This window comes from Aminobacter sp. MET-1 (assembly GCF_026521175.1).
In the GTDB taxonomy this organism is placed as follows: Bacteria; Pseudomonadota; Alphaproteobacteria; order Rhizobiales; family Rhizobiaceae; genus Aminobacter.
Window position 1 is genome coordinate 1 of record NZ_JAMSHL010000010.1, and the last position, 13,926, is coordinate 13,926.

A 13,926-nucleotide genomic window follows, 5' to 3' on the forward strand; every position below is an offset into this window, starting at 1 on the left:
CCGCAGACGGGGGGTGGCAATGGAGGAGTGTGAAATGTTGGAAGGTCGCATTTCTTTGCGCCCCTCCCTCTGGCCTGGCGGCGCCCCCCCCCCCCCCCGGGGGGGGGGGGGGGGCGGCCCCCCCCCCGCGACGTGCGCGCCGTGGTGCTGACAGGCGCTGAGAACAACTTCTCCTCCGGCGGCGACGTGTTCGACATCATCGAGCCGCTGACCAAGATGTCGATGCCCGACCTCATCGACTTCACCCGCATGACCGGCGACCTGGTGCGCCAGATCCGCGCCTGCCCGCAGCCGGTCATCGCAGCCGTCGACGGCATCTGCGCCGGCGCCGGTGCGATCCTCGCCATGTCATCAGATTATCGCATCGCCACGCCTGAGGCGAAGACCGCCTTCCTGTTCAACCGCGTCGGCCTGGCCGGCGCCGATATGGGCGCTTGCGGCATCCTTCCCCGCATCATCGGCCAGGGCCGCGCCGCAGAACTGCTGTTCACCGGCCGCGTCATGACCTCGGTCGAAGGCCATGCCTGGGGCTTCTACAACGCCCTGCATGAGCGCGGCACGTTGCTGGGCGCTGCGCAGAAGTTCGCCCGCGACATCGCCGACGGCCCCTGGTTTGCGCACACCATGACCAAGAAGATGCTCGACCAGGAATGGGCGATGGGCATCGACCAGCTGATCGAATCCGAGGCCCAAGCCCAGGCGATCTGCATGGCGACAGGCGATTTCCGCCGTGCCTTCGAGGCTTTCGCCGCCAAGTCCAAGCCGGAATTCAAGGGGAACTGAGTCATGGCCGCGCATTTGATGCCGACCGGTGCGCCGGCCCGTGACCATCTGGACTGGCCGTTCTTCGCCGACAGCCACAAGACGTTGGTAGCCGAACTCGACGGTTTCATCGCCAAGGGCGGACTCGGCGACATCGATCATGCCGACGCCGACGGCGCCTGCAAGAAGCTGGTGAAAGCACTCGGCGCTGCCGGCATCTTGCGCAACTGCGTGCCGGCGGCCTTCGGCGGCGTGTCCGAGCAGATCGACAGCCGCTCGCTCTGCCTGATCCGCGAAACACTTGCCTATGCCGACGGTCTCGCCGACTTCGCCTTCGCCATGCAGGGTCTTGGCACCGGCGCGATCAGCTTGTCGGGCTCGGACGCGCTCAAGCAGGCCATCTTGCCGAAGGTCGCCCGAGGCGAGCTGATCTCTGCTTTCGCGCTGACCGAGCCGGAGGCCGGCTCCGACGTCGCCGCGATGAGCACCTCTGCCCGCCGCGACGGCGATGCATACGTGCTTGACGGCGAGAAGATCTTCATCTCCAACGGTGGCATCGCCGACGTCTACACCGTCTTTGCCCGCACCGGCGAAGCACCTGGGACCCGCGGCATCTCGGCCTTCGTCGTCCATGCCGACACGCCCGGCTTCTCGATCGCCGAACGCATCGAGACGATCGCGCCGCATCCCCTGGCCCGCATCCGCTTCGACAATTGCCGCATCCCGGCGTCGCAGCTGCTTGGCGAACCGGGCGAAGGTTTCAAGATCGCCATGCGCACCCTGGATATTTTCCGGCCGTCGGTGGCTGCCGCGGCACTCGGCTTCGCCCGCCGTGCACTGGACGAGGCCGTTGCGCACGCCAAGTCGCGAAAGATGTTCGGGGCGACATTGGCCGACCTGCCGACAGCGCAGAGCACGTTGGGCGAGATGGCGACGGCCATCGACGCTGCGTCGCTGCTCACCGTGCGCACCGCCTGGCGCCGCGACGTGCAGAAGCTGCCGATCACCCGCGAGGCAGCGATGGCCAAGATGACCGCCACCGAAAATGCGCAGTGGGTCATCGACCAGGCGCTGCAAATGTTCGGCGGCCGCGGTGTGCGCGTCGGCGAGATCACTGAGCGGCTCTATCGCGAGATCCGTGCGCTGCGCATCTATGAAGGCGCCACCGAAGTGCAAAAGCTGATCATCGGCCGCGAGCTGATGAAGGCTGCGAAGTAGGAGCGCCCCGTGCCCTTCCGCACCTCCAGGCCGCTGCGTTTCGGCGACTGCGATCCCTCCGGGATCGCCTATTTCCCGTCCTATCTGAACATTCTAGTCGGTGTTCTGGAGGAATTCTTCGGCGATGCCGGCGCGCCCTGGAAACAGCTCGTCGACGAGCGCCGCATCGGCACGCCGACGGTGCGGCTGGACCTCACCTTCGTCCATCCGGGCTACCACGGCGACATACTCGATTTCGAGCTGTTCGTCCGTCGCATCGGCCGCTCGTCGCTCGACCTCGAACACAAGGTTTCGGCCGCTGGCACCCTGCTCTGGAGCGCTCGCCACAGCGTGGTCGCGACCTCGCTCGACACCCACAAATCGCTTGCCTGGCCGGACGACCTCCGCGCCGCGCTCGAAAGCCGCCTGGAGACGTCAGATGCATGAGATCCTGCAACCCGAGGGCTGGGCCAAGCCTGTCGGCTATGCCAACGGCGTGGCGGCAACCGGCCGCACCATCTTTGTCGGCGGCCAGATCGGCTGGAACGCGCAGTGCCAGTTCGAGACCGACGACTTCGTCGGTCAGGTGCGCCAGACGCTGGAAAACGTCGTCGCCGTGCTGAAGGCCGGCGGCGCCGAGCCGCACCACATCACGACCATGACCTGGTACTTCACCGACAAGAAGGAATACACCGAAAACCTGCGCGGTCTCGGCCAGGCCTATCGCGACGTAATCGGCCGCCACTTCCCGGCCATGGCCGCCATGCAGGTGGTGGCGCTGGTCGAGGACCGCGCCAAGATCGAAATCCAGGCCACCGCGGTCATCCCGGCATAGCCATGAGCGCAACGCGGTTTTCGGAGAGCGTTTCGGGCAGCATCCGCGACGGCGTGCTGGTCATCACGATCGACAATGCTCCGGTCAACGCCACATCGGCGCATGTCCGGCAGGGGCTGGTCAAGGCCGTCGACCATGCGGTCGCGGTGGGCACCGTGATCGGCGTCGTCGTCACCGGCGCCGGTCGCACCTTTGTCGGCGGCGCCGACATCAAGGAGTTCGGCATGCCGCCAGTCGAGCCGACGCTCCCCGAGGTCATGTCCCGCATCGAGAACTGCCGCAAGCCGGTAGTTGCGGCCATCAACGGGGCAGCCCTCGGCGGCGGCTGCGAGATCGCACTCGCCTGCCATGGCCGCATCGCCGCCGAGGCGGCATCCATCGGCATGCCTGAGGTCAAGCTCGGCATCGTGCCGGGTGCGGGGGGCACGCAGCGCCTGCCGCGCCTGACCGGCACCATAGCTGCCATCGATCTTATCGGCAGCGGCCGCACCGTGAAGCCTGAAGAGGCGCTCAGGCTCGGCCTCGTCGACGGTATCGCCACCGACCAGATGTCCACGGCGATTGCGCTGGCGCGCGGCATGGCCTCGGGTCCGCTGCGGCGCACCGGCGGCATCCAGATCGCCACACCGGATGCCTCGGCGGTCGACGCCGCAGCGAAAAAAGTGCTCGCCAAAGCCCGCGGGCAGGCAGCTCCGGCGGAAGCCGTAAGGCTGGTCAGAGCTGCATCCGAAACGAGCCTTGAAGACGGTCTCGCCGACGAGCGCGCCACCTTCCTGCGCCTGCGCGATTCCCTGGAGGCGGCAGCCCTTCGCCACGTTTTTTTCGCCGAGCGGCAGGCCGGCAAGGTCAGCAAGCTCGAGGGCATCGCACCGCGCATGGTCGAGACGGTTGGCATCGTCGGTACCGGCCTGATGGGCGCCGGCATCGCGGTTGCGGCCTTGACCGCCGGTTATCGCGTCGTCGGCATCGAGCAGAGTGAAGACGCCGCGGCAAAGGGGCGCGAACGCATATCAGGCATTCTCGACAAGGCCGTCCAGTCGGGCCGTCTCAGCGACCTCGCGCGCACCGCCTGCCTTGATCGGCTCCAAGTCGCAGCCGACGCCGGCAGACTGGCCGCCGCCGACCTCGTCGTCGAAGCGGTGTTCGACGATCTCACGGTCAAGACGGAACTCTTTCAGCGGCTCGACGGCATCGTCAGGCCCGGTGCGATCCTCGCCACCAACACCAGCTATCTGAACCCGGACGAGATCGCCTCGGCGACCGCCCACGCCGAACGCGTGGTCGGCCTGCACTTCTTCTCGCCGGCCAATGTCATGCGCCTCGTCGAGGTCGTCGACTGCAGGGCGACCGCGCCCGACGTGCTCGCTTCCGCGCTGGCCTTTGCCAAGAAGCTGGGCAAGCTGCCCATCGTCTCCGGCGTGACCGAAGGCTTCATCGGCAATCGTATCTTCTCGGCCTATCGCCGCGAGGCGGAGTTCATGATCGAGGACGGCGCGGCACCTGATCAGGTCGATGCCGCGCTCGAAACCTATGGCTTCCCGATGGGCATCTTCAACGTCTACGACATGGCCGGCCTGGAGATCGCCTGGGCCCGGCGCAAGAGGCAGGCGGCGACACGCGATCCCAATGCTCGTTATGTCGAAATCGCCGATCGCTTGTGTGAGGCCGGCCGCTTCGGCCGCAAGACAGGCAAAGGCTGGTATGACTATTCGTCGAGCGAAAAGGCCGTCGATCCCGCGGTCTCTGTCCTGATCGAGGCGGCACGGACCGCAAAGGGCATTGTCCCGCGGACCTTCACATCAGGCGAGATCGTGGAGCGCCTGCTGCGCGCCATGGCCGATGAGGGCAAGTCCCTGCTCGAGGAGGGCATCGCGGCACGATCGAGCGACATCGATCTCGTGATGATCAATGGCTACGGCTTCCCCGCTCACAAGGGCGGTCCGATGTTTGTCGCAGACACGTACGCGTAGCAGGGAATGGAGGCGCGCCCGGCCGTGCCGAGCGCGCGTCTTCTGCGCTAGAAGTGAAAATTGGCGCCGACCCTGACAGTGTGGACGCGGAGCGCAATGTTGGCCGGATCAGGCAGCTTGTAGCTGTCGCTGCTGAAGTCACTGTAGAGGTATTCGGCCTTCAACGAGATCTTGTCGGTGACCATTGCTTCGACGCCGGCACCAACCGCCCAGCCGGTGTGGAAGCCATTGCCGCCGAAGGATTGCCCGCCGCCGTTGAGGTCCAGATCGAACCCCGCGAAGGCGACGCCTCCGGTCCCGTAAACCAGCATACGATCGGTCGGCGTGAAGCCGACGCGTCCCCGTATGGTGGACAGCCAGTCGACGTTGCCCTTGAGGCTAAAGCCGTCACCGGCCTGCGAGAAGCCAATGCCGGTGGCGGCGATGTCTCCTTCGACACCGAACACCAAACTGTTCATCCGCGCGTTGGCGCCGATCTGAACGCCACCGAGCCAGCCGTCGATGTTCCGGTAGGAGTCGGGGCCTGACGCATCGACGTCTCGCGCCCGCCCCCAGCCATAACCGGCATGAACGCCCGCATAGAGGCCGCTCCAATAGTCGTTTGCGGGAGCAGCCACGGTGACCGCATCGGCAGCCTTGGCAGATGTATCGAGTGTGAAAAGCACGGCACTTGCGAAGACAATGTTTCTGATCATGACCGCTCCTGAAAGTGGTATCCGCGTCCCCCTCACAAAAGAGAATCAGAACCAAGTGCCGCCGCCAACGCCACCACGGTTCAAAATGGGCATTTCACAAGTGATTGTAATTATTACGCAACACAGGCTGACGCGTGTTGTTTTCGGGCGAAGGAAAGGATATCCCCAACCCTGAGATGCACAACCTGCGCGCTTATTAGCAGATTGAAGTAATGCTGAAATCGTCGCGGAGATTAGCGACGGCAGCGGCAAAAAAACTTTGCATGCAAATAAATCGCGGCCGCCGGCCCGCTATCTCGGGAAACATGCGCCTTTCGCGCCCGCCAGAAGGCTTTTGGCGGGCGAAGAAAGGCTCGACTGCCCCGAATCACAGGTCGTTGCAGGCGCTGAAGTCGGAGCCTCAGCTTGCGATGCGATGCTCGGGCCGGCGCAGGATTGCCGAGCCGCCTGCGGCCTGCACGGCCAGGCTGCCATAGTGGATGCCAGCCGCGAGGCAGGTTTCCTCGTTCTCACCCGACAGCCAAGCATCGATGAAGCCGGCGTTGAAGGCATCGCCTGCACCTGTCGTGTCAATGACGGGCACTGCTTCCGCAAGGCGATGCAGCACCTGCCCCTTGGATTTGAGCCAGGCGCCGTCGCCGCCCGCCTTGAGCGCAACAACCGGGAAGGCCTCGGCCAGCATCTCGACAGCAGCGACGGGGTCGTTCTCGCGGGTGATGGCCGTCGCCTCTTCCATGTTGGGCAGGAAGATGTCGACGCCGGCGCAGCGGTCGAGCAGGTCGGCCTCGTAGATCAGCGTCTCGTCCCAGCTCGGGTCGAGCGAAACCGTAAGACCCCTCGCCTTGGCGCGCAACACCAGATCGGGAATCTCGTGCAGCGTGGCGTATTCGGCGATGTGGAGATGACCTGCCGCCGTCCAAGCGAGTGCTGCGTCGAGCGTGTCGGGCAATGCGGAGCCGGCACGGCGCGACAGGAAGGCGCGATCGTTGCCGATGACCGAGGCGACGGTCACCTGCGGGCCTGCACCCGGCGACTTCTCGAGGAACTGCAGGTCGGCACCGCTGGCCCTGAGTTCGGGCTCGATGCCAGCCGACAAGGCGTCGGTGCCAAGGCGTGCGACAAGCGCCACCTCGCGCCCGGCATGCGCCATATGGGCAGCTGCGATGAAGGCACCGCCGCCGGCAGCCATCTTCATGTCCTGGGCAAAGACCTCCCTGCCCAGCCCGGGCAACGAGCCCAGGCCGGTGAAGATGAGGTCACAATAGATCCGGCCGATGCTGAGCACCGCCGGACGCTTGGCATTTCCCGAAGTCATTGCCGGCCCAGGCTTTTCTCGGTCTTGGCGTCGAACAGATAAAGGCTGCCCGGAGCCGCGCGACAGGCAAGCTTGGTGCCGGCCGCCGGGATGAACTTGGCCGGTGCAGTGGCGATGACGGCAGCACCGTCGACGTCGAGATGCACCAGCGTCTCGGGTCCAAGCGGCTCGACCGCAGTGACCGTGCCGTTGAGCACCAGGCCGTCTTCCGCCTTCTCGTCCGAAGCGAGCGCGGTCAGGTCATGCGGGCGAATGCCGATCAGCAGATCGCCGCCGGCCGACAGCTCTGCGCCATGGCCGTTCTTGCGGCCAGGCACCAGGTTCATCGACGGGCTGCCGATGAACCGGGCGGTGAACACATCGACCGGGTTCTCATAGAGATCGGTCGGCGTGCCCACCTGCAGAATGTGCCCGTCGCGCATGACGACGATGCGATCGGCCATGGTCATGGCCTCGACCTGGTCGTGGGTGACGTAAACGGTCGTGGTCTTGAGCCTCTGGTGCAGGCGCTTGATCTCGATGCGCATCTGCGAGCGCAGCTGAGCGTCGAGGTTGGAAAGAGGCTCGTCGAACAGGAAGGCGGAGGGGTTGCGCACCATTGCGCGGCCGATGGCGACGCGCTGGCGCTGGCCGCCGGACAGGGCCGCCGGGCGACGCTCGAGATAGGCTTCGAGACCGAGGATGCGCGCGGCGTCCTCGATACGCTTGTCTTTCTCGGCCTTGGACAGTTTCGAGGTGTAGAGGCCGAAGCCAATGTTCTGGCGTACGCTCATATGCGGATAGATGGCGTAGTTCTGGAACACCATGGCGATGTTGCGCTGCTTGGGCTCGCGCTCATTGACCACGTCGCCGGCGATCCTCAGCGTGCCGCCGGAGATGTCTTCGAGGCCGGCGATCATGCGCAGCGTCGTCGACTTGCCACAGCCGGACGGGCCGACGAAGACGACAAATTCGCCATCGGCGATCTGCAGGTCGATGCCGCGCACGACATCAACTTTGCCATAGCGCTTGACCAGCTTTTCGAGTTCGATCGTCGCCATCAGAGCGCCTCCACCAACGCCTTGAATTTCTCGCCGAGTTCCTTCGCGGCTTTCGCCTCGTGCCCGGCATGCTCTTGTGCAGCGGCTTCGAAAGCTGCTGCCTTGTTCCTGTAGACGCTCAACGCCTCTGCCATCGGCTCGGGAGCCGGGCCGCCGAAGCGGTCGCGTACGGCAACGAAATGCTCCGGCGACACGATCTCTTCGAACTTGTCGCGACCGAAGGACGGCTCGCGCCCGGTCGAATGCCTGAAGGCGTCGAGGAACGGCCCATAGCCATCCTTGGCGAGCCCGCCGCCGGCAGCCACCACCGCCTTGGCGACGGTAGCGGCGATCTCGTGCGCCTCGCGGAAGGACAGCCCCTCGATGCGGACGAGCGAGTCGGCAAGTTCGGTGATGGTGATGCAGGAGCGGCGGATGTTGTCTGCCACCCGCTCCGGATCGATCTTGATCGCACCGACGAAGGCAGCGAGCAGGTCCAGCACGCGGCCGGCGGCAACGAACGCCTCGTAGCCCATCGACTGGGTTTCACCCTCGCTGTCGTTCATGTCGGTGAACGGCGTGTTGTGGATGACGCCGAGCACCGTGCGCGCCCGGCCCATGGTCTGGCTGGCCAACAGGCGCATGTGCTCGATCGGAACCGGGTTACGCTTCTGCGGCATGATCGAGGAGATCTGCACGAAGGCGTTTGGCACGTAGATCTGTCCGACCTCGAAGGCGGTCCAGAACTGGAAGTCCTGGATCAGGCGGCCGAGATGCAAGAACATCAGCTCGATCGCCGAGTAGGTCGAGGTGATGTAGTCGGACGCAGCAATGCAGCTGTAGGAGTTGCGCAGCGGCGCTGCAAAGCCAAGCAGCGCGGCGACGCGCTGGCGGTCGATCGGGAAGCCCGAGGTGGTGATGGCGGCGGCGCCCATCGGCGATAGGTCGACGATTTTCCGCGCTTCCTCGAAACGCTCGATATCGCGGATCAAAACCTCGATGGCAGCCGACAGATAGTGGCCGAAGGTCGAGGGCTGCGCCGGCTGGCCGTGGGTGTAGGCAACGACCAGCGTGGCCTTCTCGCGCTCGGCGGTGTCGATCATCGCCGACAGCAATGCCCGTGCTTTGACCATCAGCGCGTCGATGCGCTGCTTGAGGCCGAGCTTGAAGAGCGTGTGGTCGATGTCGTTGCGCGAACGCGACGTATGCAGGCGGCCGGCAACGTCGGGTCCGAGACGCGCCTTCAGTTCCTTCTCGATCAGGAAGAAGAAGTCCTCGACCTCACCGGTGTATTCGAGCTTCGACGGATCGACCTCGCGGTCGATCGCCTCCAAGGCGCCGGCAATCGCCGAAGCCTGCTTCTTGTCGAGGATGCCGGTTTCGGTCAGCATCACCAGATGAGCGCGGTCGATGGCACGGAAGCCGTCGACATGGTGGGTCTTGGCGCCGTCGAAGAGCGGCCGAAGCACCGTCTCCTTGTAGACGGGATCGGGAAAGACGCTCTTGTCGGAGAGCCTCGGGTTCAGTTCAGGCATTTTTTATCCCTTGAGCCCGGCGAGCATGACGCCGCGGACGATGTAGCGCTGGAGCACGAGGAAGACGATCAGCGTCGGCAGGGTGGCGATCGCCGCACCCGTCATGATCATCTCCCACTGGATGGACTGTTCGACGGCGAAGCTCGAGAGACCGACCGGCAGCGTGTAGAGATCGCGGCTGGTGGTGACGATCAGCGGCCAGAAGAAAGCCGTCCAGTTGCCGAGGAAAGTGAAGATTGCGAGCGCCGACAGTGCCGGTGTCACCAGCGGCATCGCCACCTTCCACCAGATCTGGAACTCGTTGAGGCCGTCGACGCGCGCCGCCTCGAGGAAGTCGTTGGGCACGCCTTCGAAGAACTGCTTCATCAGGAAAGTGCCGAAGGCCGTCATCATGCCCGGGAACATGATGCCCCAGTAGCTGTCCAGCCAGCCGAGATTGGCCGACATCAGGTACCATGGGATGACGAGCATCTCGGTCGGAATCATCAATGTCGACAGGATGGCGAGGAAGATGAAGTAGCGGCCGCGGAACTCGAACTTGGCGAGCGTATAGCCGACGAGGCTGTCGAAGAACACGTTGGAGACGGTGACGGCCACTGCCACGATCATCGAGTTCATGAACCAGCGCATGAAGCGCCCGTCGGCGAGAATGGTGATGTAGTTCTGCAGCGTCGGCGCCGAAGGGATCAGCCTGAGGTCATAAACCTGTCCGGCCGTCTTCAGCGACGTCGAGAACATGAAGGCCAACGGCGTGACCATGATCAGGCCGCCGATGAACAAAAGCGTCCAGACGACAATACGGCCGGGGCGGAGACTGGCGTGGGAGAGCGCCGGGGTTTCGGTAACGGCACTCATTTCTTTTCCCTCAGGATCCAGAGCTGCAGCAGCGATACGCAGAGCAGGATGGAGAACAGCACGACCGTCTGCGCCGCCGCATAGCCCATCGCATAGGACGAAAACGCGGTCTGGTAGATCATCAGCACCAGCGGCTTGGTCGAGCCGAGCGGCCCGCCCGGATCGTTGGTGGTCATGTTGTAGACCTGGTCGAAAATGCGCAGGAACCCGATCGACGAGAACACGACCAGGAAGACGGTGGTGGGCTTGAGCAGCGGCAGCGTGATCTTGCGCAGGATCGCCCATTCGCCGAGACCGTCGATGCGGGCGGCCTCATAGAAGGTGTTGGGGATGGCGCGCAGGCCGGCCATGAAGATGATGATCTGGAAGCCGAGACCGGCCCAGATGGCGGTGACCATGATCGACGGCAGCGCCTGGTCGACCGAGCGGATGAACTGCTGCTGCGGGATGCCGATGACACCAAGCGCATTGTTGATCACGCCGATGGGAGCCGGCTGGTAGAACCAGCGCCACACCCAGGCCATGGCCGCCGCGGTGGTGAGATACGGCAGGAAATACAGTCCGCGGATCAGCCCGTGCATGAATCGCACGCGGTCGAGATAGAACGCGATGACGAACGATATCAGCAGGCTGATCGGCGTACCGATGAGCAGATAGGCGAAGGTGTTCTTGAACACCTTCCAGAATTGCGGGTCGGCGAACAGCTTCTGGTAGTTCGCCAGCCCGATGAACTGTGGCGGCTTGAGAAGGTCCCAGTTGGTCAGCGAGAGCCAGAAGGCCTCGATGGTGGGATAGAAGCGGATGACCGAATAGAACAGGATCGGCAGGGCGAGGAAGCTCCACACCCAAACCAGCCGTTTCGTCCGCATGGAACGGCGGTCCCAGAAGGTTCCGCCGGGGCGGCTCACCGCCGCCCCCTGTCGATCCGCTGCCACAGTCATTGGTGCCCCGGCCTTACTTGGCCGCGCCGTCGATGATCGCCTGCTCGGCGGTCGCGCCGGCGGCGAGCGAGTCCTTCACCGACTGGCCTTCGAGCAGAACGCGGTTGGTCATGTCGATGGTGTTCTGGCGCTGGGCGGCCTCATCCACGAACATCGTGGTGTGGGCGTATTCCAGACCCTTCAGGAACGGACCGTAGATCGGGTCGGCCAGATTGGCGTCGGTCATCGCGGCCGAACGGCGCGCCGGCAGTTCGCCGACGGTCTTCAACCAGACGTCCATGGCTTCAGGCGAGGAGATGTAGGCCAGGAACTTCTTGGAGGCCTCGAGCTTCTCGCCCTCGGTCTTCGAGCTGATGCCGTTGGCGAAGTAGCTGGCGTAGTTCGAACGCTTGCCCTCGGCATTGGCCGGAAGCTCGGTCACGCCCCACTCGAAGCCCTCGATCGACTTGAAGGCGCCGAGACGGAAGGTGCCGTCGATGGTCATGCCTGCCATGCCGGCGCGGAAGGCCGCCTGGCCTTCATCCATGAAGCCGGCCTGGCCGATCTTCTTCTCGAGCTGCAGGTCGGTGTAGAACTTCAGTGCCTTTTCGCCGGCCTCGGTGTTGTAAGCCACCTTGCGGTCGCCGTCCGTGTAGGGCTCGCCGCCGAACTGGCGGACCAGCACTTCACGCCACCACTGGTGATCCTGGCCGCCCATGTCGAGGGTCGAGCCGGCGACCACGAGGTTGCCGCTGGCGTCACGCTTGGTCAGCTTCTCGGCAGCCGCGACGAACTCGTCCAGCGTCTTCGGCGGGTTGGCCGGGTCGAGGCCAGCCTCGGTGAACAGCTTCTTGTTGTAGAACAGGGCCAGCGAGCGCACCGCGGTCGGCAGGCCGTAATAGTCCTCGCCGCGCTTCATGGCCGAAACGATCGGGAAGAACTCGCTCTCGATCTTGTCATGCGGGAAGGCATCGGTCGGCAGCGGCTGCAGCAGGCCGCCGGCCACAAACTTGTCGAGCCAGCCGTAGAACAGCTGCATGACGTCGGGGCCCTGGCCACCCATCTTCGCCGCGATCACGCGGGTCTGGTAATCGGCGTAGGGGAAGGTCGTCTGCTTGACGGTGATACCGGGATTGGCCTTCTCGAAATTCTCGATCAGCTGATCCATCGCCTTGACGCGGGTCTCGAAGACATACTGCCAGTACTCGATCTCGACGGCCTGGGCCGCGTTCATGGCCAGTGTGCTGAAACCGGCGATCAGACCGGCAAACAAGGTTGCTTTACGCATATTAGCCTCCAAATGCGCCCGTCGGATTTCCCGAACCACGAGCGACCATTATCCCCTTGGCCCAAATTTTCTCGTTCGATCGAGAAACGGGCCACTCGCTTAAATTCATGGGTCATCGAACGCGGGCGGTCCACGCCCGACAACACTGACACCAAGGAGCTGCGGATCCTCCCCGCATACTGCCTCTACGGTTCCCTTTCATCAGCCGTTTGTCAATAAGATAATCTACTTGAATTAATCTATTGCGGCTGGACAGACTTCCGCGTTATCAGTTTTGCGGAAAAGGTCAGGATGGGCGAAATGGCTTTTCAGCCTGGAAGCACGCATCAGGTCACATTGGGCAAGAATCCCGAGCGCAGCCGCGATCACAACCGACGCGTGGTGCTCGATGTCGTGCGCCGTCACGGCTCACTGGGGCGGATGCATATCGCCCGGCTGACCCATCTGACCGCACAGGCAATCGCCAACATCGTCGACGAACTGGTGAGCGAAAACCTGTTGATGGAGACCGGGCGCCTGCGCTCAGGCCGTGGCCAACCGCCGATCCAGTTCGCGGTCAATCCCGACGGCGCCATGACCATGGGTATCGAGATGGCCTCGGACCACATGGTGGCGACCGTGCTCGACCTGTCCGGCCAGCCGCGTTCGAAGCGCATCACACCGGTGCGTGATACCAGCCCCAGCCAGGTGATCGCGCATCTGCGCACGGAGCTCGAAGCCGTTCGCAAGGATTTCAAGGCGCCGCTGCTCGGCATCGGCGTCGTCATGCCCGGCCCGTTCGAGATCGAGGGAATGACCTCGGTCGGCCCGACCACTCTGCCCGGCTGGGCCGACATCGATGCCTCAAGTCTTCTGAGCGAGGCCTGCGGCGAGCAGGTGACCGTGGAGAACGACGCCAATGCTGCAGCCGTGGGCGAGCGCCTGTTCGGCGCGGGACATTCGATCTCCAGCTTCGCCATGATCTATTTCGGCGCCGGCCTCGGCCTCGGCATGATCCAGGACGGCACGCCCTTCCGCGGCGCCTTCGGCAATGCCGGCGAAATCGGCCATGTCGTGGTTGCGCCGCGTGGCCGCGCCTGCCCCTGCGGCCAGCATGGCTGCCTCGAGCGTTATGCCTCCGTCTATGCTCTGCGCGAGCGTCTCGGCGAGGCAGGCATCGCCGACCGCGACTTCACCGACCTCGAAAGGCTCTACGCCGAGCGCCATCCGGTGCTGGTCGAATGGATGGGCGAGGCCGCCGCCCATCTCGCCCCGATGATCGCCATGATCGAAAATATCCTCGATCCGGAGACTGTCATCCTCGGCGGCATGTTGCCGGACGCCATCATCGACGAATTGATCGAAGGCATGGGGCCATTGCCGATCTCGGTCGCCAGCCGCAGGGCCCGAGCGCTGCCCCGGGTGATCCGCGGCCAGACCGGTCAGTACACGGCGGCCCTCGGCGCAGCAGCCCTGCCGCTATTCGAGGTGGTGACGCCCAAGCTCGAGACGGCGGCGACCGAATAGCCGCCCAGACATTTCAGCCTACCGCATTC

General features: G+C 64.4%; 12 protein-coding genes and 1 pseudogene. 6 read left to right on the forward strand and 7 right to left on the reverse strand.

What is annotated here, in order from left to right; genetic code table 11:
* Positions 1-129 precede the first annotated feature (129 nt).
* The 5 genes and pseudogenes from NDO48_RS15445 to NDO48_RS15465 form a co-directional block, all read left to right on the forward strand.
* Positions 130-783: pseudogene (locus NDO48_RS15445) on the forward strand (enoyl-CoA hydratase family protein); the annotation flags it as partial.
* A gap of 3 nt (positions 784-786) precedes the next feature.
* Positions 787-1,980, forward strand: a complete 1,194-nt coding sequence (locus NDO48_RS15450) for an acyl-CoA dehydrogenase family protein (RefSeq protein ID WP_267321747.1) — start codon at positions 787-789, stop codon at positions 1,978-1,980.
* 9 nt (positions 1,981-1,989) lie between these two features.
* Entirely contained in the window at positions 1,990-2,406 is a 417-nt protein-coding gene (locus tag NDO48_RS15455) for an acyl-CoA thioesterase (RefSeq protein WP_018430865.1), read from the forward strand.
* Entirely contained in the window at positions 2,399-2,794 is a 396-nt protein-coding gene (locus NDO48_RS15460; protein WP_018430864.1) for a RidA family protein, read from the forward strand. Before NDO48_RS15455 ends, NDO48_RS15460 begins: the two co-directional genes overlap by 8 nt.
* Positions 2,795-2,796: 2 nt before the next feature.
* Positions 2,797-4,764, forward strand: a complete 1,968-nt coding sequence (locus tag NDO48_RS15465; RefSeq protein WP_267321748.1) for a 3-hydroxyacyl-CoA dehydrogenase NAD-binding domain-containing protein — start codon at positions 2,797-2,799, stop codon at positions 4,762-4,764.
* 47 nt (positions 4,765-4,811) lie between these two features.
* Here NDO48_RS15465 and NDO48_RS15470 read toward each other — a convergent pair whose 3' ends face one another.
* The 7 genes from NDO48_RS15470 to NDO48_RS15500 all read right to left on the reverse strand — a co-directional run bounded on the left by NDO48_RS15470 (position 4,812) and on the right by NDO48_RS15500 (position 12,391).
* The gene (locus tag NDO48_RS15470) at positions 4,812-5,459 is read right to left on the reverse strand and encodes an outer membrane protein (RefSeq protein WP_267321749.1); all 648 of its coding nucleotides are present in this window, start codon (positions 5,457-5,459) and stop codon (positions 4,812-4,814) included.
* Between the two features lie 400 nt (positions 5,460-5,859).
* On the reverse strand, positions 5,860-6,774 hold the full coding sequence (locus NDO48_RS15475) for a carbohydrate kinase family protein (RefSeq protein WP_267321750.1): 915 nt from the start codon (positions 6,772-6,774) through the stop codon (positions 5,860-5,862).
* Positions 6,771-7,814, reverse strand: coding sequence for an ABC transporter ATP-binding protein (locus NDO48_RS15480; RefSeq protein WP_018430860.1), 1,044 nt, complete (start codon positions 7,812-7,814; stop codon positions 6,771-6,773). The genes NDO48_RS15475 and NDO48_RS15480 overlap by 4 nt, the downstream gene beginning before the upstream one ends.
* Positions 7,814-9,328, reverse strand: a complete 1,515-nt coding sequence (gene argH, locus NDO48_RS15485; protein ID WP_267321751.1) for an argininosuccinate lyase — start codon at positions 9,326-9,328, stop codon at positions 7,814-7,816. Before argH ends, NDO48_RS15480 begins: the two co-directional genes overlap by 1 nt.
* A 3-nt stretch (positions 9,329-9,331) precedes the next feature.
* Complete coding sequence (locus NDO48_RS15490) at positions 9,332-10,183, reverse strand: carbohydrate ABC transporter permease (RefSeq protein WP_018430858.1); 852 nt, start codon at positions 10,181-10,183, stop codon at positions 9,332-9,334.
* Positions 10,180-11,124 carry a carbohydrate ABC transporter permease gene (locus NDO48_RS15495; RefSeq protein WP_026227776.1) on the reverse strand — a complete coding sequence of 315 codons (945 nt, stop codon included), beginning with the start codon at positions 11,122-11,124 and terminating at the stop codon, positions 10,180-10,182. The genes NDO48_RS15490 and NDO48_RS15495 overlap by 4 nt, the downstream gene beginning before the upstream one ends.
* Positions 11,125-11,137: 13 nt before the next feature.
* Complete coding sequence (locus NDO48_RS15500) at positions 11,138-12,391, reverse strand: extracellular solute-binding protein (protein WP_018430856.1); 1,254 nt, start codon at positions 12,389-12,391, stop codon at positions 11,138-11,140.
* A gap of 300 nt (positions 12,392-12,691) precedes the next feature.
* Between NDO48_RS15500 and NDO48_RS15505 the strand changes: the two genes are divergently transcribed.
* On the forward strand, positions 12,692-13,897 hold the full coding sequence (locus NDO48_RS15505) for an ROK family protein (RefSeq protein WP_416377204.1): 1,206 nt from the start codon (positions 12,692-12,694) through the stop codon (positions 13,895-13,897).
* Positions 13,898-13,926: the final 29 nt, after the last annotated feature.